This is a genomic window from Acinetobacter sp. NIPH 542, from assembly GCF_000369825.1.
Classification (GTDB): domain Bacteria; phylum Pseudomonadota; class Gammaproteobacteria; order Pseudomonadales; family Moraxellaceae; genus Acinetobacter; species Acinetobacter oleivorans.
Genome location: NZ_KB850205.1, coordinates 159,074 through 185,215, shown reverse-complemented (window position 1 = coordinate 185,215; position 26,142 = coordinate 159,074). Strand labels below are relative to the sequence as shown.

General features: G+C 40.6%; 25 protein-coding genes, 3 tRNA genes and 1 pseudogene. 8 read left to right on the top strand and 21 right to left on the bottom strand.

The genetic code is table 11. From position 1 onward, the window contains the following. Window positions 1–48: 48 nt before the first annotated feature. From F886_RS04240 to tpiA, 9 genes are all read right to left on the bottom strand, one after another. Window positions 49–450 (bottom strand): ribosome-binding factor A, encoded by a 402-nt coding sequence (locus F886_RS04240; protein ID WP_005301838.1) that lies wholly within the window; start codon window positions 448–450, stop codon window positions 49–51. Further along, on the bottom strand, window positions 450–3,149 hold the full coding sequence (gene infB, locus F886_RS04235; RefSeq protein ID WP_005301836.1) for a translation initiation factor IF-2: 2,700 nt from the start codon (window positions 3,147–3,149) through the stop codon (window positions 450–452). The genes F886_RS04240 and infB overlap by 1 nt, the downstream gene beginning before the upstream one ends. Before the next feature lie 10 nt (window positions 3,150–3,159). Then, entirely contained in the window at window positions 3,160–4,644 is a 1,485-nt protein-coding gene (nusA, locus tag F886_RS04230) for a transcription termination factor NusA (RefSeq protein ID WP_003654584.1), read from the bottom strand. A gap of 36 nt (window positions 4,645–4,680) precedes the next feature. After that, window positions 4,681–5,208 carry a ribosome maturation factor RimP gene (gene rimP / locus F886_RS04225; RefSeq protein ID WP_004795010.1) on the bottom strand — a complete coding sequence of 176 codons (528 nt, stop codon included), beginning with the start codon at window positions 5,206–5,208 and terminating at the stop codon, window positions 4,681–4,683. Between the two features lie 215 nt (window positions 5,209–5,423). Then, window positions 5,424–5,500: transfer RNA gene (locus tag F886_RS04220), tRNA-Met, on the bottom strand. 88 nt (window positions 5,501–5,588) lie between these two features. Further along, window positions 5,589–5,665 (bottom strand) — tRNA-Met (locus tag F886_RS04215). Window positions 5,666–5,703: 38 nt separating this feature from the next. Continuing rightward, window positions 5,704–5,788 (bottom strand) — tRNA-Leu (locus tag F886_RS04210). Window positions 5,789–5,844: 56 nt separating this feature from the next. Next, window positions 5,845–6,174 (bottom strand): preprotein translocase subunit SecG, encoded by a 330-nt coding sequence (gene secG / locus F886_RS04205; RefSeq protein WP_004795012.1) that lies wholly within the window; start codon window positions 6,172–6,174, stop codon window positions 5,845–5,847. A gap of 12 nt (window positions 6,175–6,186) precedes the next feature. After that, on the bottom strand, window positions 6,187–6,981 hold the full coding sequence (gene tpiA, locus F886_RS04200; protein WP_005301831.1) for a triose-phosphate isomerase: 795 nt from the start codon (window positions 6,979–6,981) through the stop codon (window positions 6,187–6,189). Between the two features lie 291 nt (window positions 6,982–7,272). On the opposite strand from tpiA, the gene pilB reads away from it, so the two are divergent. From pilB to coaE, 4 genes are read left to right on the top strand one after another with little or no spacing between them, the layout of a single operon-like run. After that, window positions 7,273–8,985: a type IV-A pilus assembly ATPase PilB gene (gene pilB / locus F886_RS04195; protein ID WP_005301829.1), complete on the top strand. Its 1,713-nt coding sequence runs from the start codon at window positions 7,273–7,275 to the stop codon at window positions 8,983–8,985. Window positions 8,986–9,012: 27 nt separating this feature from the next. Next, on the top strand, window positions 9,013–10,239 hold the full coding sequence (locus F886_RS04190) for a type II secretion system F family protein (protein ID WP_005301826.1): 1,227 nt from the start codon (window positions 9,013–9,015) through the stop codon (window positions 10,237–10,239). Then, entirely contained in the window at window positions 10,239–11,099 is an 861-nt protein-coding gene (locus tag F886_RS20650; protein ID WP_005301822.1) for a prepilin peptidase, read from the top strand. The genes F886_RS04190 and F886_RS20650 overlap by 1 nt, the downstream gene beginning before the upstream one ends. 1 nt (window position 11,100) lies before the next feature. Further along, on the top strand, window positions 11,101–11,697 hold the full coding sequence (gene coaE / locus F886_RS04180; RefSeq protein WP_005301820.1) for a dephospho-CoA kinase: 597 nt from the start codon (window positions 11,101–11,103) through the stop codon (window positions 11,695–11,697). Here the strand turns inward: coaE and F886_RS04175 are convergent. The 4 genes from F886_RS04175 to F886_RS04160 all read right to left on the bottom strand — a co-directional run bounded on the left by F886_RS04175 (window position 11,694) and on the right by F886_RS04160 (window position 15,209). Beyond that, window positions 11,694–12,608: a DMT family transporter gene (locus F886_RS04175; protein WP_005301817.1), complete on the bottom strand. Its 915-nt coding sequence runs from the start codon at window positions 12,606–12,608 to the stop codon at window positions 11,694–11,696. The genes coaE and F886_RS04175 overlap by 4 nt on opposite strands. A gap of 35 nt (window positions 12,609–12,643) precedes the next feature. Next, the gene (rlmB, locus tag F886_RS04170; protein WP_005301814.1) at window positions 12,644–13,393 is read right to left on the bottom strand and encodes a 23S rRNA (guanosine(2251)-2'-O)-methyltransferase RlmB; all 750 of its coding nucleotides are present in this window, start codon (window positions 13,391–13,393) and stop codon (window positions 12,644–12,646) included. A 102-nt stretch (window positions 13,394–13,495) separates the two neighbouring features. Next, on the bottom strand, window positions 13,496–13,822 hold the full coding sequence (locus F886_RS04165) for a pyrimidine/purine nucleoside phosphorylase (protein ID WP_004795031.1): 327 nt from the start codon (window positions 13,820–13,822) through the stop codon (window positions 13,496–13,498). Between the two features lie 76 nt (window positions 13,823–13,898). Then, the gene (locus F886_RS04160; RefSeq protein WP_005301811.1) at window positions 13,899–15,209 is read right to left on the bottom strand and encodes a tetratricopeptide repeat protein; all 1,311 of its coding nucleotides are present in this window, start codon (window positions 15,207–15,209) and stop codon (window positions 13,899–13,901) included. A gap of 114 nt (window positions 15,210–15,323) precedes the next feature. On the opposite strand from F886_RS04160, the gene recN reads away from it, so the two are divergent. The 3 genes from recN to ruvX all read left to right on the top strand — a co-directional run bounded on the left by recN (window position 15,324) and on the right by ruvX (window position 18,111). Next, on the top strand, window positions 15,324–16,991 hold the full coding sequence (recN, locus tag F886_RS04155; protein WP_005301808.1) for a DNA repair protein RecN: 1,668 nt from the start codon (window positions 15,324–15,326) through the stop codon (window positions 16,989–16,991). A gap of 125 nt (window positions 16,992–17,116) precedes the next feature. Then, window positions 17,117–17,671 carry a YqgE/AlgH family protein gene (locus F886_RS04150; RefSeq protein ID WP_003654562.1) on the top strand — a complete coding sequence of 185 codons (555 nt, stop codon included), beginning with the start codon at window positions 17,117–17,119 and terminating at the stop codon, window positions 17,669–17,671. Beyond that, window positions 17,671–18,111: a Holliday junction resolvase RuvX gene (ruvX, locus tag F886_RS04145; protein WP_005301800.1), complete on the top strand. Its 441-nt coding sequence runs from the start codon at window positions 17,671–17,673 to the stop codon at window positions 18,109–18,111. Before F886_RS04150 ends, ruvX begins: the two co-directional genes overlap by 1 nt. Before the next feature lie 57 nt (window positions 18,112–18,168). Here the strand turns inward: ruvX and F886_RS04140 are convergent, their stop codons facing one another. From F886_RS04140 to F886_RS19615, 4 genes and pseudogenes are all read right to left on the bottom strand, one after another. Then, window positions 18,169–19,170 (bottom strand): HlyD family secretion protein, encoded by a 1,002-nt coding sequence (locus tag F886_RS04140; protein ID WP_004795040.1) that lies wholly within the window; start codon window positions 19,168–19,170, stop codon window positions 18,169–18,171. A 39-nt stretch (window positions 19,171–19,209) separates the two neighbouring features. Continuing rightward, complete coding sequence (locus tag F886_RS04135; RefSeq protein ID WP_004795042.1) at window positions 19,210–19,416, bottom strand: DUF1656 domain-containing protein; 207 nt, start codon at window positions 19,414–19,416, stop codon at window positions 19,210–19,212. Continuing rightward, the gene (locus tag F886_RS04130) at window positions 19,409–21,508 is read right to left on the bottom strand and encodes an FUSC family protein (RefSeq protein ID WP_005301795.1); all 2,100 of its coding nucleotides are present in this window, start codon (window positions 21,506–21,508) and stop codon (window positions 19,409–19,411) included. The genes F886_RS04135 and F886_RS04130 overlap by 8 nt, the downstream gene beginning before the upstream one ends. After that, window positions 21,499–21,630: pseudogene (locus tag F886_RS19615) on the bottom strand (hypothetical protein). The gene F886_RS04130 and the pseudogene F886_RS19615 overlap by 10 nt, the downstream one beginning before the upstream one ends. 367 nt (window positions 21,631–21,997) lie before the next feature. Here F886_RS19615 and F886_RS04125 point away from each other — a divergent pair. Beyond that, window positions 21,998–22,771, top strand: coding sequence for an IclR family transcriptional regulator (locus F886_RS04125; RefSeq protein WP_004795045.1), 774 nt, complete (start codon window positions 21,998–22,000; stop codon window positions 22,769–22,771). A gap of 184 nt (window positions 22,772–22,955) precedes the next feature. Here the strand turns inward: F886_RS04125 and F886_RS04120 are convergent, their stop codons facing one another. The 4 genes from F886_RS04120 to F886_RS04105 form a co-directional block, all read right to left on the bottom strand. Next, window positions 22,956–23,567, bottom strand: a complete 612-nt coding sequence (locus F886_RS04120) for an alpha-ketoglutarate-dependent dioxygenase AlkB family protein (protein ID WP_004795047.1) — start codon at window positions 23,565–23,567, stop codon at window positions 22,956–22,958. Continuing rightward, window positions 23,564–24,418: a methylated-DNA--[protein]-cysteine S-methyltransferase gene (locus tag F886_RS04115; protein WP_005301791.1), complete on the bottom strand. Its 855-nt coding sequence runs from the start codon at window positions 24,416–24,418 to the stop codon at window positions 23,564–23,566. Before F886_RS04115 ends, F886_RS04120 begins: the two co-directional genes overlap by 4 nt. A 125-nt stretch (window positions 24,419–24,543) precedes the next feature. Beyond that, entirely contained in the window at window positions 24,544–25,131 is a 588-nt protein-coding gene (gene pgsA / locus F886_RS04110; protein WP_004795051.1) for a CDP-diacylglycerol--glycerol-3-phosphate 3-phosphatidyltransferase, read from the bottom strand. A gap of 118 nt (window positions 25,132–25,249) precedes the next feature. Then, the gene (locus tag F886_RS04105) at window positions 25,250–26,044 is read right to left on the bottom strand and encodes a thioesterase family protein (RefSeq protein ID WP_005301789.1); all 795 of its coding nucleotides are present in this window, start codon (window positions 26,042–26,044) and stop codon (window positions 25,250–25,252) included. Window positions 26,045–26,142 lie beyond the last annotated feature (98 nt).

Here is a 26,142-nt window from a genome sequence, read left to right as displayed (position 1 = left end):
GTCCACCAATAAAAAAGCCACCCGAAGGTGGCTTTTTTATTTTTTATATTACTGTTCTTCGTCTGAATCGCGTTTCGGTAAATCATTTACCGCTTTTTCGATCAAACCAAACATATAGTTACCATAAGCATTCGTCTTGTCATAATGGAAACGCAATCTCGGCGTAATACGTGTCTTGATACGACGGCTCAATTCATGACGCAAGAAACCAGAAGCTTTATTTAATACATCTAAAGTTTCTTTATTTGCTGCTTCACTTTGCTCATCGCCAAGCTCACGTCCCATTACGGTGACATAAACTTCAGCATAACCCATGTCTGCACTGACTTTCACCGCAGAGATGGTCACTAGACCACCTAAGCGAGGATCTTTAAGCTCTTGACGAATCAGCTCAGATAACTCGCGTTGAACTGAATCCGCCATGCGCTTTAAGCGTTGGCTACCCGCCATTAAAGACTCCGTTTAATCAATTGAACATCATAGACTTCAATTTTATCTTTCACTTTGATGTCTTTATAACCTTTCACCGCAAGACCACATTCCATACCGGCACGAACTTCTTCAACCACTTCTTTATAGCGACGAAGAGATTCAAGCTCACCTTGGAACACAACCACGTCATCACGTAATACGCGAATCGGTTTATTACGATGCAATACACCTTCAAGTACCATACAGCCTGCTGCTGCACCAAACTTACTTGAGTGGAATACTTCACGTACTTCAGCAACACCCAAGATAGTTTCACGATGTTCAGGAGCAAGTTTACCGCTCATGGCATCTTTCACATCATCAATTAATTCATAGATGATGCTGTAGTAACGAATATCGATACCGTCTTGGTCACTTCTCTGACGAGCAGTCGTATCAGCACGAACGTTAAAGCCTAACAATACAGCTTCTGAAGATTCAGCAAGAATCACATCAGACTCAGTAATCGCACCAACACCCGAACTAATTACACGAACTTTTACTTCATCAGTAGATAATTCATGTAAAGCTGCATTCAATGCTTCTAAAGTACCACGTACGTCTGTTCTTAAAACAACATTCACTGTAGGAACATCTTTTTTGCCCATTGACGACATGATATTTTCAAGACGCATTGCGCTTTGACGATCAATACGTTTTTGACGTTCACGGTCAGCACGAGCATCAGCAACTTCACGTGCTTTCTTCTCGTCATTTACAACAAGAACTTCATCACCTGCCATTGGAGCATCTGGAAGACCCAGAATTTCTACTGGAATAGATGGTCCTGCTGATTTAATCGGCTTACCATTTTCATCAGACATTGCACGTACACGACCATATGACGAACCTGCAAGAACAAGGTCACCAATGTTTAATGTACCGTTTTGAACAAGAATAGAAGTTACTGCACCACGGCCTTTATCAACACGCGCTTCAATAACAACACCTTGTGCAGCACCTTCAGCAGATGCTTTTAATTCCATCAATTCTGATTGAATAAGAATTAAATCAAGGAGTTCATCAATACCTTGTCCACTGTGTGCAGAAACCTTAGCAATCGGAACATCACCACCCCATTCTTCTGGAACGATTTGTTTCGTTGTTAATTCATTTAACACACGGTCTGGATCAGCAGATTCTTTATCCATTTTGTTGATTGCAACAATAATTGGAGTACCTGCTGCACGCGCATGGTCAATTGCTTCTGCAGTTTGTGGCATTACACCGTCATCTGCCGCAACAACTAATACCACGATATCTGTTGCTTTAGCACCACGTGCACGCATTGAAGTAAACGCAGCATGTCCCGGTGTATCAAGGAATGTAATGATTCCTTTGTCTGTTTCAACGTGATATGCACCAATATGCTGGGTAATACCACCTGCTTCACCTGCCGCCACTTTCGAACGACGGATACGGTCAAGCAATGATGTTTTACCATGGTCAACGTGACCCATAATGGTAACAACTGGCGGACGAGTTGTTTGCTCACCACGAGCTTCTTCAGCCGCTTCAAGCAAGTTATCTTCCGCTTGAGTATCAGAAACTAAAACAGGGTTATGGCCCATTTCTTCAACAACAAGTGCTGCTGTATCTTGGTCAATAGCTTGTTCCTGATTAACCAACTCACCCATTTTCATAAGTGTTTTGATAACTTCACGTACTTTAATCGCCATTTTTTGAGCAAGATCGGCAACAACAATGCTTGAACCGATTTCTACATCATAAACTTGCTTTTTAACTGGTTTTTCAAATCCATGCTTATTAGCTTGGCTTGATTTTAAACCACGTTTGTTATGGTTAACAAAGCTTTGCTCTTCTTGACCACGACGACCACCTTTTTTACCCGCACGAGGGTTAGTGGTTGCGCCACCGCGTTTAATTTCACGGTCTTCTTGCTTGAATGAATCCTCATAAGCTTGGCCTACTAGACCTGAAGCAAGTGGAGAATCATCAATCACACGAATTGTGGTAGTAGCTTCGTCACTTGAATACTTAGACGCCATTTTGCGCATTTGTTCAAGTGTACGTTGCTGAGCTTCTTCAGCCGCTTTACGACGCGCAGCTTCTTCAGTTGCTTTCAACTGAGCTGTTTGTGCTTCACGAGCTTTCTTTTGCTCTAATGTTTCTGCTGGTTTTGGTGCAGGTTTTACTGTACCACCACCACGTTTTTTCACTACTACAGCAGCTTTAGGAGCTGTCTGAGCAGCGCTATCTTGTTGATGAGCAGCACGCATCGCATCTAAAGTTGCTTTTGCTTTTTGCTCTGTTTGAAGACGCGCGTTTTGCTGTGCAGTGTCACGCGTTTGCTGTTCTACACGTGCTTTAGCTTCAGCTTCTGCACGTGCTTTAGCTTCAGCTGCAATTTGTTCAGGGTTTGGTTTAGCAAAAACCTGTTTTTTACGTACTTCTACGTTAATTGTTTTTGCTTTACCTGAAGTACTTGCAACTTTAGCGGTACTGGTTGTTTTACGTTTCAACGCAATTTTTCCTGTGTTACCACTTTCCTGACCATGCACTTTTTTCAAATGATTGACTAAAGTATCCTGTTGTTCAGTGGTAATAATGTCGTCTGCTGTACGTTGAGGCAAACCTGCTTCACGAGCCTGTTCTAGGAGCTTCTCAACAGGACGTTCTACACTGAGAGCTAACTCTTTAATCGACTTGTCCGTCATATTTCATCTCCTAGTTAAACCATGATTCGCGAGCTTTCATGATCAATTGACCTGCTTTTTCATGATCAAGTCCTTCAATATCAGAGATATCGTCAGTAGCTTGATCTGCCAAATCATCGACAGTAATAATACCGCGAGCGGCAAGCGAGTAAGCGATCTCAGAAGTCATGCCTTCCATAGTGAGAAGGTCTGCGCTCGGTTCTTGAATATTTTCTTGCTGTTTCAAAGCATCAGTAAGTGCTGCTTCTTTTGCACGACTTTGCAATAACTCAACCAATTCAGCATCAAGCTCAATTTCGTCAAAAGTTTCAGCTGGAACATAAGCAATCTCTTCTAAAGAGGTAAAGCCCATTTCCACCAATGCCATTGCTAAATCTTCTTCAATATCGAGACGTGATACAAACATATCAAGATATTGCTGAGCTTCATTTTGCTGACGAGCACGATACTCTTCTTCAAGCATCATGTCGAGTTTGTAGCCAGTTAAATCAGAAGCTAAGCGAACATTTTGGCCTTGTGAGCCAATCGCGCGAGCCAATTGATCGCTGGTTGCAAAAATAATATCGGCACTTCTTGCATCTTCATCAAGCACGATGCCTGAAACATCAGCTGGTTCTAATGCACTTGCAATGTACTGAGCTGGATCATCAGACCAGACCACTACATCAATACGTTCACCGTTTAACTCTTGTTGTACTGCTTGAATACGCGTACCACGCATACCAATACATGCACCTACTGGGTCAATACGATGGTCATTTGTTTTCACTGCAATTTTAGCACGAACGCCTGGTTGACGTGCCGCTGCTTTAATTTCAATAATTTCTTCAGAAATCTCAGGAATTTCTTTTTTCATTAAAGCAATTAACATTTCAGGCTTAGCGCGTGATAACAACAACTGAGCGCCACGACCTTCACGGTTCACATTGTATAAAATAGCGTTCATACGTTGTTTCGGGCGAAGAATTTCTTTAGGAATCATTTCTTCGCGCGCAAGATAAGCTTCAGCGTTGTCGCCTAAATCAATAATAAAGCCATCTTTGGTTTGTTTTTTCACTTCACCGTAAATTAACTCACCAACTTTAGATTCGTATGCATCAGCAACTAAAGCACGCTCAGCTTCACGAATTTTTTGTACGATAACTTGTTTTGCAATTTGTGCAGCGATACGACCAAACTCAATAGATTCTACTTCGAGTTCACGAACATCACCAATTGACCATTTAGATGGGTCAAGGTCAGAAATCGCATCTTGGCAAGCTGGCATTTCATGATCTTCATCTGCCACAACAGTCCATTGACGGAATGTGCTGTAATCACCAGTTTTACGATCAATTTCTACACGAAGCTGAGCTTCTTCAGCATGCGTACCTTCGTAAAATCTTTTCTTCGTTGCAGCAACTAGAGCTTGTTCTAAAGCCTCGAAGATCGCTTCACGACTAACACCTTTTTCATTACTAACCGTTTCAACAACGGTAAGAATTTCGCGGCCCATAAGTCACCTACCGATTTCTTATAAAATTTAATAAATTTAATCTTGATAGATCAAGTTTGCTTTATCGATATTGTTGCTGTCGATCTCAAGCACGTGCTTCCCATCAACTTCAACCTGAATTTCTTCATTTTCAAGGTCTACTGCAATAAGCTTTGCTTGAAATTTACGACGGTTTTCTACTGCTGCAATCAAACGCAAAGCAATTTGTTGTCCGATGTAGCCTTGTAACTGTTCTAGTTGAAAAAATGGACGATCCCAACCTGGTGAAGAAACTTCTAATGAATACTCACCTGAAATTGGATCATGAACATCCAACATTGCGCCAACTTGTTGTGTTACACGCACACAATCTTGTACACCAATACCACGGCCTAGTTCTACTTCACCATCTTCATTAAGTACTGGCTCAGCATCTTCTTCACTTACCGCTTTGTCGATATAAATACGCAATAATGAACGTTTACCTTGTGGGAGAAACTCGATTCCCCAAAGGTCGACACCACATGCTTGTACTGCAGGAACAATTAAGTCATGCAATGCTTGGGATTTATTTGATAATTTCATTTACTCTCGTCATTCTCGTGCGATTCAATCGGTTGTTTTAACCGACACAGACCTACTATAGTGAAGCATGACTATTTGACCAATTGATGTCGAAACTACACGATAGCGATACGATAACCAATAAAAAAGGGCGTTAATCGCCCCTATATAGCACAGAAAACAATAGTCCACTGTGCAAAAAGGCCCACTTGTCTGTGAGCCTCTTTTAAGAAACTTGGTAGCGGGAGCTGGATTTGAACCAACGACCTTCGGGTTATGAGCCCGACGAGCTACCAGACTGCTCCATCCCGCATCAACGTGCAAAAATTATATACAAATATCAAATAAAGTCAATGTAAACTTTCTAGATACTGTCTGATTAAGTTGCACCTTAATCAATTTGGTAGCGGGAGCTGGATTTGAACCAACGACCTTCGGGTTATGAGCCCGACGAGCTACCAGACTGCTCCATCCCGCATCAAAAAACTGCTTGCACTCAACTTTCTGGTTCAAAGTTGGTGCGGAAGGGGGGACTTGAACCCCCACGCCCGAAGGCACTACCACCTCAAGGTAGCGTGTCTACCAATTCCACCACCACCGCAGCTTGTGGGACGCATTCTAGTCCTTCCAATTATAAAAGGAAAGCCCTATTTCGAATTATTGACCCGTTTTTGGTGCATTTGGTGAAGTTTCAGGCGATGTTGTTTGAATTGGTGCTGTTGTTTGTACAGATTTCAAACTATATGCCTCAGTAGTCTGTTTTTTTGCAAAAACAGCCAAGGTTAAACTCGTCACAAAAAACAGTGCCGTTAAAATAGCAGTAAGGCGAGTAAGGAAATTAGCTGAACCCGATGCGCCAAATACGGTTGCTGCTCCGCCACCACCAAAAGAAGCACCAGCATCCGCACCTTTACCGTGTTGGACTAGAATCAAGCCAATCATCAGTACCGCTAAAATAATATGTACGATCAGTACAAAAGAGTGCATACCCTATCCTCGTTATTTACTTTGTGCAAAGGCATGTACGATTTGATAAAAAGATGCTGCATTTAACGAAGCACCTCCAACCAACGCGCCATTAATATCTGGACATGCTGCCAACTCGACTGCATTCTCAGCTTTTACACTACCGCCATATAAAATCGCAATGTCTGGACCCGCAGAAGTAATCTGACTTAAACCTTCACGGATTTTAGCATGCATTGCCTGTGCATCTTGTGGTGAAGCAGTTTTACCTGTACCAATTGCCCAGATTGGTTCATAAGCAATTACAATTTGCTTTTGCCATTGCTCTGCAGTCACTACAGGAGCTATATCACAGATTTGTTGCAATACAACCTGCTCTGCCAAATCTTGTTCACGCTGTTCGAGACTTTCACCCACACAATAAATGACAGTTAAGCCTGCATTTAAAGAATTTTGGAGTTTTGCCTTCAAAATTTCAACGTTATCACCTAACAAATCACGGCGTTCAGAGTGACCCACCAATACAAAATTAATTTGGCTATCTTTTAATAATTCTGCACTGACTTCACCAGTATAGGCGCCTGTACCTGCTACACGCGATACATCTTGTGCAACTGTATATACTGTTTTTGCAGCATCTTGCAATTGTGTTTGTACCATTGCAAGTGCAATAGAAACTGGAGCAACTCCGACATGGCAGCTTTCATCTGCAATTTCGTTTTGTTGCAATAGTTGTTTAAATTCTTCTATAAGTTGTTTGGCATTGGCACGCATTGGGTTCATTTTCCAGTTGCCAACTACCCAAGGCGTAATCGTCGAACCCGACATACGGCTCACCTTTCATCAAAAATGCAGCACATTCTACACGCATTTCTACAAATTTCAGATACTTTTCTTTAACGGCTTTGCTCATATCTTTTCTACTATTTGAAAACAGTCATAAAACTTTATTAAGACTAAAGCTCCGCGTTTTAAAAATTAATGAATAAAAACTTCGACTGGTTCAAGCTTTAATATATGGATCAAGACGAAAGCATCATTTTCTCAGGTAGTAATTTTAGATAACAAAAGTATAATTTTTTATATACCAATTATAAACATATGAGCACAGGTAGGCAGATGTCAGTCATACATACATCTCCAAAATTTTCGGGGTTTTTTCGACGATTAGTCGAAGAAAAACATGTGTCGGCAGCGACCATGCAAGCAGCACTAGATGCAGCAAAAAGAGCTAAACAGGATACTGTTGCGTACCTGATTGAAGAGGTTAATCTCTCCCCTTCTTTATTAGCTGAGACAATTTCTATTGAATTTGCTGAACCATATTTTGATCTGGACGTTTACGATACTAGCCAGATTCCTAAAGATTTGGTCGATCAGAAACTGATTTTAAAACATCGGATCTTGCCTCTCGTACAAAGAGGACAGATTTTATATGTTGCAACCAGTAATCCCAGCAATATTGATGCTATTGATGCTATTCGCTTCAACAGCAAGCTTATGGTTGAGCCAGTTATTGTCGAGCACCATAAACTCGAGAAAATTCTGGTACAGCAATTTACTGAAGAAAGTAATTTCGAGTTTAGTGATGAAGAGTTTGATCTAGATGTAGATCTTGATACCTCAACTGCTCCAGAAGAGGATGAGGATACTCCACAAGGCGATGAAGCACCTATTGTTAAATATATTAACAAGTTATTGATTGATGCGATTCGTATGGGGGCTTCTGATTTACATTTCGAACCTTATGAAAAATCGTATCGGGTCCGTTATCGGGTCGATGGCGTTTTGCGTCAAATTGCAAATCCACCTCTGCAACTGGCTAATCGTTTGGCTTCACGCTTAAAAGTGATGTCTCAAATGGACATTTCTGAAAAGCGTGTCCCTCAAGATGGTCGTATCAAGCTCAAGCTATCAAAATCTAAAGCAATTGATTTTCGTGTGAACTCTCTTCCGACCTTATTTGGTGAAAAGCTAGTTCTACGTATTCTCGATCCATCGAGTGCTATGCTGGGAATTGATGCTCTAGGATATGAAGAAGAGCAAAAAGCGCTCTTTATGGAAGCATTAGATAAGCCACAAGGTATGCTTTTAATCACAGGTCCGACAGGTTCTGGTAAGACTGTATCTTTATATACAGGCCTCAATATCTTAAATACTGAAAGTTCTAATATTTCTACTGCCGAAGATCCAGTCGAAATTAACCTTGAAGGCATTAATCAGGTTAACGTGAACCCTAAGGTAGGTCTGACTTTTTCAGCTGCACTTAAGTCATTTTTACGTCAGGACCCTGACATTATTATGGTCGGCGAGATTCGTGATTTAGAAACAGCTGAAATCGCGATTAAAGCAGCTCAGACAGGTCATATGGTGATGTCCACGCTACATACCAACAGTGCTCCTGAAACACTGACTCGTCTACGCAATATGGGAGTTCCATCTTTTAATATTGCAACATCGGTCAATCTGGTCATTGCTCAGCGTTTGGCACGTCGACTATGTTCTCAATGTAAGGTACCTACTGACATTCCTAAACAAAGCCTATTGGAAATGGGTTTTACCGAACAAGATCTGACACATCCCGATTTTCAAGTTTTTCAACCCGTCGGTTGTCCAGAATGTCGTGAGGGTTACAAAGGTCGAGTTGGTATTTATGAAGTAATGAAAGTCACACCTGAGATTTCCAAGATTATTATGGAAGATGGCAATGCTTTAGAAATCGCTGCCGCTTCTGAAAAACTGGGGTTTAATAATCTACGTCGCTCAGGTTTAAAGAAAGTTATGCAAGGTGTTACTTCTTTACAAGAAGTCAATCGCGTAACCAGTGAATAAAAGACAATTTAAAATAAGGATAATGTCATGACTGTCAAAAAGGCACAATTGATGCCGACTTTTGCTTATGATGGGGTTGACCGTAAAGGCGTAAAAATTAAGGGGGAACTTCCAGCTAAAAATATGGCTTTAGCGAAAGTCACCCTACGCAAACAAGGTGTAACTGTTCGTAATATTCGAGAAAAGCGTAAAAATATTCTTGAAGGTTTATTTAAGAAAAAAGTATCAACCCTCGATATCACGATTTTCACGCGGCAACTTGCAACTATGATGAAAGCTGGTGTCCCACTGGTACAAGGCTTTGAAATTGTGGCAGAAGGTCTAGAAAACCCAGCTATGCGCGAGGTGGTACTCGGTATTAAAGGTGAAGTTGAAGGTGGTAGTACTTTTGCGTCAGCTCTAAGAAAGTATCCTCAGCACTTCGATAAACTGTTTTGCTCGCTTGTAGAGTCTGGCGAACAGTCTGGTGCGCTTGAAACCATGCTGGACCGCGTGGCAATTTACAAAGAAAAGAGTGAATTGCTTAAGCAGAAAATTAAGAAAGCTATGAAATATCCAGCAACGGTTATTGTGGTTGCTGTGGTTGTTACCATTATTTTGATGGTTAAAGTAGTTCCCGTCTTCCAAGATCTGTTTTCTTCCTTTGGCGCAGATCTACCTGCTTTTACACAAATGGTCGTAAATATGTCGAAATGGATGCAGGAATACTGGTTCATTCTGATTTTTGTGATTGGGATAATCATTGCCGCATTTCTGGAAGCTAAAAAGCGTAGTAAAAAATTCCGTGATGGTTTAGACAAACTTGCCCTGAAACTACCTATCTTTGGTGATCTGGTTTATAAGGCGATTATTGCCCGTTATAGCCGTACTTTAGCAACAACTTTTGCAGCTGGTGTTCCTCTCATTGATGCGCTTGAATCAACGGCGGGTGCAACCAATAATATTATTTACGAACAAGCTGTCATGAAAATTCGTGAAGATGTTGCTACAGGTCAACAACTCCAATTTGCGATGCGCATTTCAAATCGTTTTCCATCTATGGCTATACAAATGGTCGCAATTGGTGAAGAATCTGGTGCACTAGACAGCATGCTCGATAAAGTTGCAACGTACTATGAAAATGAAGTTGATAATGCCGTTGATGGTTTAACTTCAATGATGGAACCTTTAATTATGGCAATTTTAGGGGTACTAGTAGGCGGTCTGGTGATTGCTATGTATCTTCCAATTTTCCAAATGGGCTCAGTTGTATAATGCAAGAAATTATTGCTTATTTTATTCAAAACTTAACTGCACTTTATATTGCAGTTGCATTATTGAGCCTATGTATTGGTAGCTTTCTGAATGTGGTGATTTATCGCATCCCAAAAATGATGGAACAAGATTGGCAGCAAGAATGTCAAATGCTACTCAATACTGAACAACCCATCATTGATCATGAAAAACTGACATTAAGCAAGCCTGCTTCATCATGTCCAGAGTGCCATCAGCCCATCCGTTGGTATCAAAATATACCAGTCATCAGTTGGTTGGTTTTAAAAGGTAAATGTGGCCATTGCCAGCATCCAATCAGTATTCGCTATCCAGCGGTTGAACTATTAACAATGGCATCTTCACTGGTTGTGGTCCTGGTGTTTGGTCCAACCGTACAAATGCTTTTCGGCCTAGTCCTGACCTGGGTCCTGATTGCCCTCACCTTTATAGACTTTGATACTCAGCTGCTACCTGACCGTTTTACCCTACCTTTGGCTGCGCTTGGTTTGGGCATTAACACCTTTAATATTTACACCTCGCCTAACTCAGCCATTTGGGGTTCCCTGATTGGCTTTTTATGTCTTTGGATTGTGTATTACTTATTTAAAGTGATTACAGGCAAAGAAGGCATGGGCTACGGCGACTTTAAATTGCTTGCCGCATTAGGCGCGTGGATGGGGCCATTGATGCTGCCATTAATTGTGTTATTGTCATCTTTACTCGGTGCAATTATTGGCATCATTTTATTAAAATTACGCAATGACAATCAGCCCTTTGCCTTTGGGCCCTACATTGCCATTGCAGGTTGGGTTGCCTTTTTATGGGGTGACCAGATTATGAAAATCTATTTGGGAGGTTAAGATGGCTTTTATTCTGGGAATCACAGGTGGTATTGGCAGTGGAAAATCTGCTGCAACACAATGGTTTGAATCCCAAGGAATACAAGTCGTCGATGCCGACATCGTTGCTCGCGAAGTGGTTGAGAAAGGCCAACCTGCCCTGCAAAAAATCCAACAAACTTTTGGAGACTGGGTGCTTCAATCCGATGGTAATCTCGATCGTCGTGCCCTACGCGAATATATTTTTCAAAATCCTGAAGCAAGACAAACACTCGAAAAAATTACGCATCCAGCTATTCGCCAATCTATTATTCAGCAGTTGCAAAACCCAAAAAGTTCTTATGTGATTTTAGTTTCACCACTACTGTTTGAAACCAACCAGCATGAATTGGTTAACCACACCTTATTAGTTGATGCGAGTGAACAAACTCAAATTCAGCGTGCAAGCCAACGTGATGGGCAAAACCAAGAACAAATTCAGAAAATTATTGCAGCGCAAATGCCACGCGAACGTAAACGCGAACTTGCCAATGATATTGTGTTTAATGATGGATTACTCGAACATTTACATCAGCAATTAGAGCCATTACATCAAAGTTATTTAAAGCGTACAAACTAATTTGTTTTATTTTGCTGCTTAATTTGTTGTGCCAAGCTATCTGGTCGGAACCATCGCCAAGGTTGTAAGGCACCGATTCCCATTCCGACCAAGCCCACAACAATAGATGGACTTAATGCTTCACCGAGTAAAGGTACCGCTAAAATGGCAGCAATAAACGGCGCCAAAGTTACAATACTTCCTGTTTTAAAAGCGCCAAGTCGCTGAATCGCTGCCACATAAGTCAGAGTTGCAATAATAACCACAAATACACCGTGGAAAATGCCCTGTATCGCTAAATGGACAGGACTAACTTCCATAAAATGCTTTGGTAAAAATAAAGCATAGATGGGCAAGTAAATAATTGCAGACCAAATCGCAACACTTGCCATAGAGTGCCATGCAGAAAGTTTCCACTGTTTAAGTAATACAGTGAAAATACCCCACCAAATCGCACTAATAAAAAGAAGTAAATCACCCACGCCAAAAGCAGAAGCATTACCTTGCAACATCAACACACTCATGAGAGTCAAGGCAGTAATCATAATTACCAGACTCACCCAGGTATGCTTATCAAACGGCTGCCTAAATAAAATGTATGCTGCAAACGCAGTACAAATTGGGATACAACCATTTAAGAAAATTGCAGCATGCGCAGCGGGAGCATAGAGAAAAGCTGTATAGACGGTGAGACAATAAATGACCCCGCCAATCAAGGCTAAAATAACAGCATGCCTACTCCACAAAAAAGCGAGATCTTTTTTATAGATTAAAATGGGCATTAAAATTAGGAAGGCTATAGCGAAACGCAATGCGGCTATGTCCCAAGCACTGATATGCCATTGTGCATTTAAACGGGCAAAAAGCGTAAACCCGCCCCAAATGCACATGGTCACCAATACAAAGAAATAACCTTGCTTACGGGGAGACATATCAAGATGACTTAAAAACTAAAAAGGCAGCGAGATTATATCTCAGAACGCTGACGGCAAGCCTCATAAAGTGCCATACCTGTCGCTACGCTGACATTTAGACTTTGTAGGTTTCCTGACATTGGAATATAAACTTTATGATCACACTGCGCCTGTGTAATAGGACGCAAACCAGTGTCCTCAGCTCCCATTACGATTACAACTGCGCCAGAGAAATCACATTTTTGAAGTGGCAATGCACTTTCATCAAGCATAGTGCCAATTACGCGTACATGAGTTGTTTCTTTAAGATGAGCCAATGTACGAGCTAAATTTGTGACTTGAATAAATTTAACTTTCTCGGCTCCACCCGCTGCAACCTTACGAGCAGTTGGCGTTAAACTTGCCGAACGATCACGAGGCACAATAACAGCTTGCACGCCCATCGCAGCGGCAGTACGAATGCAGGCCCCTAAGTTATGCGGGTCTGTCACCTGATCCAATGCCAACAACAAGGCATCTGGAGTTTCTCTTAAAATTTGATCAAGATCTTGCTCATTCAAGACAGGATGTGGACGTACTGCGGCAACTACACCTTGATGAAATGGTAAACCTGCAAGTTTCTCAAGGCTATCGCGGCTTGCTTTTTGTACACTGATTCCAAAAGGCTCTGCCAATTGCAAAATCTTTTGCAAACGCTGATCATCCCGTCCTTTTAAAGTAAACAGGGTTAGCACACGCTCCGGCTCAAGTTCTAACAATGACTCCACTGAATGAACGCCATAATAATATTCCTGTTTTGCCATGCATGACCTCTAACAACGTTTGAGCAAAAAAATAAAAATCCTGCAAAGCCAACTTCACAGGATTTCTTTGGGCATAGTGTACCCGATTTGAACAGGAATTTCTTAGCCTTCTAAATGGCACACATAATCGAGTACTTCGTCAGTTTCGATTTTAAAAAGACTGTTGCCCGGTACATAAAATGATTGGCCTGCACGGAACAATTCACTTTCCGTGCTGTCTGCAATTGTTACGCGACATTCGCCTGAAATAATTTCCATACGCTCAGGAACATGCGTTTCAAAAGTTAAAGCTTGCTCAGTCGGCAAAATAACACCTAATGTTTTTTTAGTTCCATCTTCAAATTGCACGGTATGGCTGATACATGCTCCACCAAAATAAACGTTTGATTTTTTGATGACCGTTACATGATCAAATTGGGTTGAACTCATGCAGATTCTCCAGATAATGCCGTATTTATATAAATTATGATGAATGTAGTTTAATTGTGCCTAAATAACTAATCAATCAGTTTTCATACGGATAGACTTGTAATTTCCACTGCTGTGCCTGAATTTTTTTGGCAAAAGCATAAGGTAAGTTAATCTCAATATTTCGACTATTCGACACAATTGCATCGTATCTGCAAACTTCGACCTGATTTTCATCTAGGAGTATCCAACACACTTTTTGCGCCGTTGGATGGGCAATTGCTGTAGCAATTACCGGTGAACCGTCATTCATTCCTACATGAAAATTTTCACTGTCGTTTTGCATTAACGCCAGATCATAAGCTGGAAAATCGATAGCATCTGAATCGAATTGCTGGCTATCGTGTATAAGCACACTCTGCTTTAAAGTCGGCCAAATACAGTAGCGCAAATAATGTTGATCCATCACCCTATTATCCAGATAACGTCCGGTGGCAACATAATCTCTGATATGTGCTTCAATATTATGAAAAATCCCTGTACACCCGCCCCACATTCCAGCCAAAATTAACTCAGTATGAGAATAATTATCGCGCATTAAATGAAACCATTTATCACTCTTGAGCCATGCATCTACAGCCGCCTTTTCGCGGTGCGACACAATAGAGTCGGCATCACGTATTAGAAAACGCTTAATTGTAGGATCACCCATCACAAAAAAACGCCAAAACAGGCCAGATAGTTGTTTTTGAGAATCTGTAACTTGAATGACTTGCGCACCCTTTTCTTTTAACCGTTGTTGTACCAGTACTGGCACACTATCATCGACATAAAATCGACACGTCCATTCTGGATAAATCTGTTTGGCTAGCTGAGTATTTAAAATAGAGGTTTCACAATAGCGAGGATTTGCCCCAAATAATGAGAAGGCAATAATATTTTCTTCAGGGTTTGTACTAAATGCTGGTGGTGCATGATCTGGAATCGATAAAATAGGTTCGCTCTTCGCTAGCTCTTTTTTTGTTGTAATTGCTAAGCGTCCAAATTTGATCGTTTCTTCTTTTTTATTTAAATGATGACAAACCTCTGTGAGTCCATCATATAAGTTTGTATTTACATTAGTTCCACTCACCTGAATCGCTTGTAAATAATGTTGATAGGCCTCGTTATAACGGCCTAAGCGCAATTCGGTATAAGCCAAGTCAGATAAAGCTCCCGGATGCTTAGGAACTAAGCTAACAGCTTGTTTAACATGTTGATAAGCTTTGGCATAATCACCTTGTGCAGCTGCTTGTTTAAATGCATTAAAATGTTGATTTAAAATTTTATTCATTTCTGCAGGATTGTTTTTTTTATGACGATTGACCATCCCTATGGGTGGTTTCGGTAAGCTGAATGTTTTTTTCATTGTAAATATCCGCAATCTTGCTGTTCTATAATTTCAGTTAGAATAATAGATCACTTGTAGCAAATTCAAAACTTCTCTATCTTTAACCCATAATTTGGCGCGTTGGATGCGTTTATGCTCACACATTTAACTTTAATTAATTTTGCATTAGCTGATCATTTAGCTATTGATATAGAACAGGGATTTAATGTTCTAACAGGCGAAACAGGTGCCGGAAAATCATTATTACTGGATGCACTCTCTGCCTGCCTCGGGGAACGTACAGATACAAATTATGTCCGTTATGGTTCGGACAAAGCGGATATTACCGCGGTTTTCACCTATCAGAATAATAGTCCTGAAGCAAAATGGCTCCAAGACCATGAGCTAGATGATGATTCTGGAGAAATTCATTTACGTCGTGTTATTTTTGCAACTGGCCGTAGTAAAGCATGGGTTAATGGACGCCCGAGCAGTCTATCTGAACTTAAAGAGTTAGGGCGTTTGCTGGTTCAACTCTATAGTCAGCACAGCCAGCAGCAGCTGCTGGAACCGCCTTATCCAAAGCATTGGCTAGACCGTTATAACAATTTTTATGCTGAAGCGAATGATGTACGTGAAGCCTATAGCTCATGGCAACGTACCATTCGTTTGCACCAAGCAGCCCTAGATGCACAAGCAACCCGTCTACAACGGATTGGTACTTTAGAGCATCAAATTGAAGAACTCGAAGAAGTCATTCAAACCGACTATAAAGAAATTGAGCAAGAGTTTGATCGACTTAGTCATCATGAACATATCATGCAAGACTGTAGCTTTAGCTTAAATGTCTTAGATGAAGCTGAGCAGAACATTACTCAAGAAATATCTTCGATTATTCGCAGATTAGAGTCCCATGCGGGGCGCAGCGAACAACTTTCTGAGATCTATAATTCTTTACTGAATGCTCAAAGTGAAATAGACGATGCAACGGCAAACTTGCGTCAATTTATAGATCGTCAAAGTTTTGATCCCGAGCGAATGGAAGAACTAAATTCCAAATTGGAAGTTTTCCATCGTCTGGCACGTAAATACCGCACTCAACCGGAAACACTTAAAGAAGAATACGAAACTTGGCAAAGTGAGCTTGAGCAATTGCATCAACTTGAAGACCCAGAAACATTGGCAGAACAAGTTGAAAAATCGCATGAGGAGTTTTTAGAAAAAGCTCAGCATTTAGACAATATTCGTCGTGAAGCTGCCGCTCCGCTTGCGAAACAATTAACTGAACAAGTGAAACCTTTAGCACTACCAGAGGCACACTTCGAGTTTAAGTTCGAACCATTAGAGCAACCAGGTGCAGAGGGTTTAAGCTTTATTCAACTTTTATTTACTGCCAATAAAGGCATTCCTCCACAACCATTGGCACGAGTGGCCTCAGGTGGTGAACTTTCTCGTATTGCCCTCGTCATGCAAGTCATGAATGCAGAAAAAACTGAATCTGAAGTTTTGGTGTTTGATGAGATCGATGTCGGAATTAGTGGTGGCACCGCAGAAGTTGTAGGACGTTTACTTGCTGACTTGGCACAACATGTCCAACTCTTATGTATTACTCACCAAGCACAAGTTGCTGCACAATCTGATCAGCATTTATTAGTGAAAAAACAACAAACTGACCCAGCCAGCAGTACAATTGTAGAACTTGATGAAAATCAAATCATTTTTGAGTTAGCTCGCATGTCAGGGGGTGTTGAAATTAATGAAACAACCTTGCAGCATGCTAAACAATTACGCCAACTTAAATTTCAGGCTTCTTCAAATTAATAAAGAAAATGAGAGAAAAAGATTGGCGAAATCCGATTAACTCTTGTATGTTGATAAAAAGAACCTATATAGATAAAAGGGTCGAGAGGCCCTCTAGTGACATTTTTTGAGGGAGAACCGCTTAGGTGACCAAACAATATCTGACTCACCGTTGTCTGATTGCCCCGCCAGAAATGGCAGATGACTTTTTCGCAAACACTGTAATTTATCTTGCCCGTCATGATGAAGAAGGTGCTCAAGGCATTATTATTAATCGTCCTTCTGGTATTCAAATTAAAGAATTACTCAATGATCTCGACATTGAAGCAGACAATGTAAATCCACATGCGGTTTTACAAGGTGGGCCATTACGTCCTGAAGCTGGATTTGTTCTTCATACTGGACAACCAACATGGCATTCATCTATTGCTGTAGGTGAAAATGTTTGTATTACCACCAGTAAAGATATTCTAGACGCGATTGCCCATAATGAAGGCGTAGGTCGATATCAGATCGCTTTAGGCTATGCGAGCTGGAGCAAAAATCAGTTAGAAGACGAAATTACGCGTGGTGACTGGCTCATTTGTGATGCTGATATGGATCTGATTTTTAACCTGCCTTATGACGACCGTTGGGATGCAGCTTATAAAAAAATTGGTGTAGATCGTGCATGGCTAGCATCTGAAATCGGACACGCTTAATGACCGAAACACTATCAAAATCGATTATGGCTTTTGACTTTGGTACTCAAAAAATGGGAATGGCGATTGGCCAGTCTTCCATTGAAAGTGCCAACCCTCTCCCTCTATTTGTTATGAAAGATGGCATCCCAAATTGGGATCAACTCTTAAAAATTGTGAAAGAATGGCAACCCAATTTATTTTTGGTTGGCCTGCCATTAAATATGGATGATAGTGAGTCAGAACTCTCTACACGTGCCCGCAAATTTGCGAGACGTTTACGCCATCAAACTAACATAGAAACGTTGATGGTAGATGAGCGCTTAACTACACGTGAAGCGAGAGAAGAGCTAGGTTTTTACCAAGAACAAGGTCGAGCAAAAAAGCTCTCGGCTGATAGTTTTGCTGCTGCACTACTCATTCAGAGTTGGTATCGAAATCCAGTTGGATTAACACCATAAAACAAAAAAGCATGTAATTAAAACTACATGCTTTTTTTTAATTAAATCACTTCGATTTTATTTTTCAACGATATGCACAGTCGCAGTTCGTCCAGAAACAAAAGCAAGTTCATTCTTCGGTGTTTCATCTAATACAATCTTCACAGGTACGCGCTGTGCTAAACGAACCCAACTAAAAGTTGGATTTACATTAGCAAGAAGCTTAGAACTGCTTGAGCGCTCACGATCTTCAATACCCGATGCAATACCTTGTACATGACCTTTAATTTTCTGGTTATCACCCATTAATTGCACAGTAGCCTGGTCACCTACATGAATACGGTTTAACTTCGTCTCTTCAAAGTAACCCACCACATAGAGCTGTTTACGATCAAGTAATGCTGCAACAGCCTGTCCAACTTGAACATAGTTACCTGGGCGCATATCAAAGTTAGATAATGTACCATCAGCTGGAGCAATTACCGCAGCACGATGCATATTAAGCTCGGCCAAATGCAAATTGCTCGTTGCAACCTCAATGAGGGCCTGTTGTTGCTTAACTGTTGCTTCCGCCTGCTGAATTGCTGCTTGGAGTTGCTCATGCTCTGCAAGGGATTGATCACGTGTGGCAAACACTTGGTCTTGTTCTTGTTTAGAGATAGCGCCATCCATTAGGTTCGAGTAACGACCGGCATTTTTCTCGGCCAATTTGATATTACTAGCCGATTTAATCAAGTTCGCTTTTGCTTGTGCCAAACCCGCCTGCGCTTGAGCAAAGGCAGCGTTTGCTTTTGCTAAATCCGATTTGGCCTGCTCTACATCTAAAGCTCGACGAGAAACATCAATTTTAAAGAGCACCTGACCTTTTTTTACAGTCTGGTTATCTTGAACTAATACTTCTGTGACAAGGCCAGCGACATCCGAAGATACTTGAATAACATCACCACGCACTCGACCATCGCGTGTCCACGGCGCTGCATTATAGTAGTTCCACAAATGCACAATGGTATAGACCGCCACCATTAATGCGACAATCAAAATTACTGGACGGATGACCTTTTTCAAATCCACCTGATTCATTTCACTCACCTAACTCAATCTTTAATTTCGCAATCATCTCTATGCACCCACCCCAACAAAAATTTGATGTATTACCAAAAGCAATAAAAGGTAAAAGCACAAATTGAAAATACTAGGTAATGCAATCCAGCCTTGTGCAATCCACTTGTTGGTCAAAGGACTTAACCCACGAAAACATATATATGCCAAGAGGGCTTGAACGAGCAAAGAAGGCACGTAAATACCATAAACATTAAACTCACCCATTTGCTGTCGCTCCTCTCAAGGTACTGTTCTCATTCATTTGATCTGATGAAACATGACACATGCTATAAGCAATATTGTTAAGTGAAATGAGTAATCTTTGTCGCATCGTCATATCTTCAATATTTGAAGCAAGCTGTTTTAATTCAAATAAGCCGTGATGGATTTGCTCAACCAAAGCCACCGTATTATCTACATCATTTTCTTTGGCTCTAAACAGTTCATCTAAATTTTGTTGCAAATTTCCGATGTGATGAGCCAGTTCCGAATTTTGGGGAGACTGATTTGCCAGTTCTTGTAATCTACTTAAATCGACAATACTGCTCGACTCAATCAATGCTTGATGAATTGAGGTTTTAATCTCATTAGATTGCACTACTTTACTGTTAAGAATTCCAATTCGGTCCAGCATACTGCGTAGGTGAACTTTAAAATCAAGACCATAAGGCAAATAGATCGCTTGTCTCATTGCACGATAATGCAAGGCCAGAATACGGCTGGCACTCGTGTCTGGAGACATTGCACGAACAACGTCGATGACAACTAAAGACACTAAAACGCCTAAGATCATGGCAAAAGAACCATCAAGATAAGACACCGCATCCATGCTATAAGCATTATGTAGATTCAGGCCCATCATGGTATTAATACCCAAAACCATGCCTACTGGCATAAGCATTTGATTGGCCATCATAGATACAGCAAACAGGAACATCGGCAATAAAACCAGTCCAAGTTCCCAGAATGTGGTGACATGAGGGAAAATACCAAATGCATAAACGAAGACTAAAACTGCTGAAGCAATACTGCCCCAGATAAAAATACGCAAAACCGGAACAGGGTTATCTAAGGCCGTTAAAATACAGGCTGTTACCGCACCCATTTGCGCCATCATAAATCCAGCTTTCCAACCTGAAATAATCCAGACCCCAGTCACAATAAATGTAATAAGGACTGCACTAATGCCACCTCGAATAGCCACACCATGGTCACGGTGTAAACTTGGGTATTTGGTGGTCATTGGCGTAATGTTGTCAGGGATTTCTTTATTGCCTTGCTGAATTCTTTGCCACAAGACTTTAACCGCTAAAACATTGCTAATGAAATGACGTACATCCATTTTCATAGCTGCGACCAAAACTTGCTGATGTGTCGAAGCCGATTCCATCAAACTCAAGAAATCACTTTCAAACTCATCTGGTAACTGCAAAATATTTTCATCAATAATTAAATCTTTTTGCTCCAGAAAATGAACAACATGCGCTGAGAGCTGTTGCAGTTTTTCTGAATGAGTTTCGATAAACCGAAGTTCTTGAAGCTGCTTAATACGTTCAGATAAAGCAACCAGATTCGCAACGACCATTGAGATTTGATGAAGCATTTCCTGCAAGGGTTTGGTCATGCCATGCAATTCACCCTTCTCATAACTCAAATGTACTGCCAAAGCATGAATATCTGTGGTGTCACGAGTAATAGTGGCTAAAAGTTGAGTATTGTTCTGCTGAGGGTCAGCAGTTAATAAATTGGCAAACAGATTTTCTGTATCTTTAAGCGTTTTGATGACGCGCTGCTTAATCGCAGAACCAATGTGCATTGGAAGAATCGTGGCAGAAACCACAGCACTTGAAATCACCCCAATCGAAATCTCAATGACCCGAGCTAAAGCAATATCAAAAATATTGTATTGATCAATATACGTAATCGCATTGAAGACAATCATGGCTGTCGAGTAACCCGCCAGCATAAAAGCATAACTGCGTGGAGTCCGGTCAAGTAAAGACACATAAAGTGCAAAACCTACCCACAACGACAACACTACGGTAAACAACCAAGGTGTATTAATGAGATGTGGCGTTAGCGTTAAGGCAACCACTGCCCCACCCATCGTTCCTATAACACGATAGACACACTTAGAGGACACCATCCCTGAATAAGGATTGGCAATAATCAGGACTGTACCAATCGACCACATCGGGTTAATCAGATCTAATTCAAATGAAACAAATAACGCCAACATCCCGGCAATAAATGTTTTTATTGCAAAGATCAGATCAAGCCTACTCGGGCGAAACGCCAGTATTTGCTTTAATAACATGAACTCATCTCAAATACAGATTTGAACTGATGAGCATGCCCTTCAATGTTCAATTATCTTTCTAGAGACAACAAAACTTTGCCATTTGCCTAAAAGCAAATGAGATGAGGAGCATCCTTCAATACAATGATTTTTCCACATCCTGCCTGATTGGCCCAGATGATTTCAATTTGGGCGCTATTTAAACGGCCAAACTTTGGAAAGAAGAGGTATCAAGAAATTCGCCTAGAACCGACTAATTTCTCGATTAGATATTTTGTTTGGCAATTTTTTCAAAATAAAGCAATTTAGTCAACTAAAATATCTCCATTTGATAATTTGATATGTTTTTTGATTATCGTATATGATGTATTAGCCAAGAGAAGTTTTCTCTTTGTCAGAGTAAAATACTCAAATCAGGCATTTATTTTAGAATTGAGACAAATTCTCTTTTTTTCTGTTATAAAAACTCAAAGATGACTCATTGTTAAAGGATACGAACAAGACACTATGGCAATTTCAAGTTTTGGCAAAATTTTAACCGTACTGGACCTGTTTTCAGTTTCGCGTCCAGTCATTAATGTCGATATTATTTGCGAAGAACTTGGCTTGTCTAAACCAACCAGTTACCGTTATCTCAAAGAACTAGTGTCTACCGATCTATTAAAACGCATTAATGGGACATCTGGCGATTATACCTTAGGCTCAAAAATTGCAGTTCTTGACTATATATCTCGCACAACAGACCCATTAGTTCAAATCAGCACACCGTTTATGCGAAATATTGTAGAGCGCACCGAACTGTGCTGCTTGCTCACCTATTTAAATGATGACTATTGCATCGACATTCATCATGAAATATTTAAAGACACTGAACTGCTCTCGTATGGTCGAGGCTGCCCAAGACCGATTTACGTTGGGTCATCTCCAAAAACGATGGTTTCGCATTTAAGTAAACAACGGATGCAAGATTACTATCATCGTTATCAACAAGAATTAAAACAATCAGGTTTTGCTGAAGATGAACCGAGCTTTATTCAGCGTATGCGAAAAATTAAAAAACAAGGCTTCTATTTCTCACAAGGTGAGATTGACCCAAATGTTTCTGGGCTTGCCGTTCCAGTACGTTTTTCGAACAAAGAAGTGCCTTTAGCTTTAACTCTAGTTGCCTCTAAAAATCGTTTTGATTTTTTAAATGTTGAAAAGCTCATCGAAATTTTACAAGAAAATGCAGCACTTATTGAGCAGCGTTTTATGGAGTTATCTGAAAAAGGTGAAATCTAAAACTCCACCTTATGATAATTTAACCTTTTCTTACACTTTAAAATATTGAATATCTCACAATATTCTCATATTATGATTTTAGCTCCTATTGGTGATTCTTTTCATCAGCAGCTCATCAATAGAAGCATCCCCCTCAGAGGAATAAGCTCATGTTGCCATCATGGGCTTTTTTCTTATCCAATTTTTATAAGAACTGAAATTGCCGAAAAGTAAGATTAATACGTGGTTGTAAAATTTTTGTTGAGCGATTTAAACGGTGTTGCCAATATTGTTGCGTCTCTCCACGCATCACAATGAGTTGACCTGGTTGGAGCCACAATTCAACTTTCTCTTTACTTTGAATGTGCCTAAAAGAAAATTTTCGGGTAGCTCCAAAGCTTAAAGAAGCAATTGTTGTGGTTTTTGCCAAAGACACATCCGAATCACTGTGCCAAGCCATACCTTGAGTTCCATCTTCATAGAGATTTGCTAAGCAAGAATTAAATTTCTCTGAAAGTATTTGCTCTACCTGTTGTTTTAATTTGGCGAGTGCTTTGTCCCACGGCAACGAATCACGTGCGACACCCGAATATTTATATTGATAATAGTCATCTCCATACCATGCAACTTTTCGAGCTGTAATAAAGTGCTTGCCATACAATTTAGCCTCGTCATGTTTCCACGCGAGGTGCTGGTAAAGATAGTGAAAATATTGTTCAGCTTCTTCTGGGCTTAAAATACAACCATAGTCCTGAACTTCACCATCGTAGGGTAATAAATTCTCACAAGGCTCTGGAGAAAATAAATCCAAGGTCATACGGTCTCTCCATGTTGCTTTGACATCTCCCAAGCTAACAATGCCAATTTACGCCCCTTTTGCCAATGATATTCTCCGACCATTCCTGTTGCGCGGATCACTCGATGACAGGGAATCAAATATGCAATTGGATTTTGTCCAATTGCTGTAGCAACGGCTCTGACTGCTTTAGGTTTGCCAATTTGCTCCGCAATATCTTGATAAGTCCGCAATTGACCTTCTGGAATAGTCAGTAACGCTTCCCAGACTTGCAACTGGAATGGGGTTCCCGCCAAATTAAGAGGAAGTTTCTGCTGTAAGTGTTCTGAAAAATCTTGTTCGAACCATTCTGCAACTTGTTTATGCCAAATCGGTGACTGATTTTTCAATTGGGCTTTTGGGAAATACTGCTTAATTAAATCTTCAATATTCTCATGAGTTTCGATAAACCGTATAGAACATATGCCTTTTTCACTACTGACAACCAACAGCTCACCAAATGGACTGGTCTCAACCGAATAATTAAGAATAACGCCTTCACCTTGCTGTTTATACTCACCAGGTGTCATCCCTTCGAGCTGAATAAACAGATCATGCAAACGACCAGTACCCGACAAGCCTGTGTTTAAAGCAGTTTCTAATAAGCTTCGCTTTTGTAGAAGATAATATTTAGCCTGCTGCAAACTCATATATTGGACAAATTTTTTCGGGCTAATACCCACCCATTCCTGAAACTGACGTTGGATATAACCTGAACTTAAATTCATATGGCTCGCAACATCGTCCAGACTCGGTTGTTGGTCTAGATGTTCATATAAATATTCAATTACATTGGCAATTACAGCAAATTGCCGAGAAGAAAGCATTTGCATGTGTCACCTCCTTAGCATTCATATCTTACATTAAAGTAGCTAAAGCCCTATGACGACCCGATTCTTGCACTTTTGAAAATAAAAAAGCCTTTCATTATAGAAAGGCTTAATCATTCAATCTGAGCTTAAGGTTGCTTTAAATATGGCCAAGCTGCTTTAAGGTAAATAAACATTGACCATAAAGTTAAAATGACTGCTGTATATAACAACGCATAAGCCAACATTTCTAAAGGCTGCCAATTGAGTAAGAACACACTAATGGCAATCATCTGAAAAGCTGTTTTATATTTGCCTACTGTCGATACAGCTACACTCGTTCTTGCGCCAAGTTCTGCCATCCACTCACGTAAAGCAGAAACTGTAATTTCCCGTGAAATAATGACAATTGCCGCAAAAGCCATTGAAATGGTTGGATTCCACTGCACCAAAACAATAAGTGCTGCCGCCACCATGAGCTTATCTGCAACTGGATCTAAAAAACGGCCAAATGCTGAAGTCTGGTTTAAAGTTCGTGCCAAATAGCCATCAAACCAATCGGTAATAGCAGCCAACACAAAAATAGCCGTCAAGATAATATGACGACTCATATTTCCTGCTTGCTCACCAATACCCATTGCAGGCGGCCAATACGCAATCACCAAAAATACAGGAATAAGCGCGATACGCGCCAACGTTAGGATATTTGGGATATTCAGGATTCGCCCTGTGGTCATAAACACCGCCAATTTAGTCTTCATGCATCTTGTAACAGACAAAAATACATTCTTCAATATTGTATCTATCTGTAACAGCCACTTTATACGAAATATATGAATCGAGGAAGTGGACTGCTTAGGTAAATACCGTAACAGTTTGCCGTAAAATTGCAATTAAATGATCATTTTGGTCCCAAAGATGGGCATATTCCGTGGAATAACCTTCACCAGCATATTCAGTCACCACTTTATATTTAAACCAATCACATAATTGATGTGGAAATGGATGGACATAGGTAATGTGCCAAGTTAAAGAACTTGCAGGAGCAACTTGTTTAAACATTGGTAATACACCAGGTGGCCAAATATCCATCAAAACAATTAAATCTGGCAATGTCATTTGACGATTTTCATGCTTCTCTGGAGAGAACCTTGACCATCCTCCAAAGTCAGCATACTGACTTCCTGTAACAGGATAATGACCTTCTGCCCAGCATACATCAAAATGTTGATAGCATTCTGGCATTTGTCTAGCAAAAGGAATCGGTTGTAAATCTTCGGGTGGTGCATAAATTGGCACAATAGGTTCTTGCCGTACTTCAATATTCGACGCACGAGGCACACCAAAGCTCGCGACCAAAATAGTTTGTACCGCGCCATCTTGCCATAAACGGGTTTCAAGTGTAGTGACCGACTTCCCTTCCCTTAAAATTTCAACAGTCAATTGAGCAGGCCCCTGCTGTACAGGTCCCACAAAAGTAACACTACAACTTAATAATCTTTTATTTGGATCTTGAATATTGGCGCACGCTTTTTGCATCAGCAATCCCGCAACGAGACCGCCAAACACTGTCCGTCCTTGCAGCCACCCTTCAGGTATTTCAATCCATTCCTTTTGTTTTATTTCTTCAAACAATTGCAGCAAAGACATTCCTTTCCCTAAAACAAAAGTGTTATTAGGGACGATCTTTCCTCATTTTGATTGGAATGTGAATGGTCAATCCTTTAGTAATGGGCGAGCTATTTTGT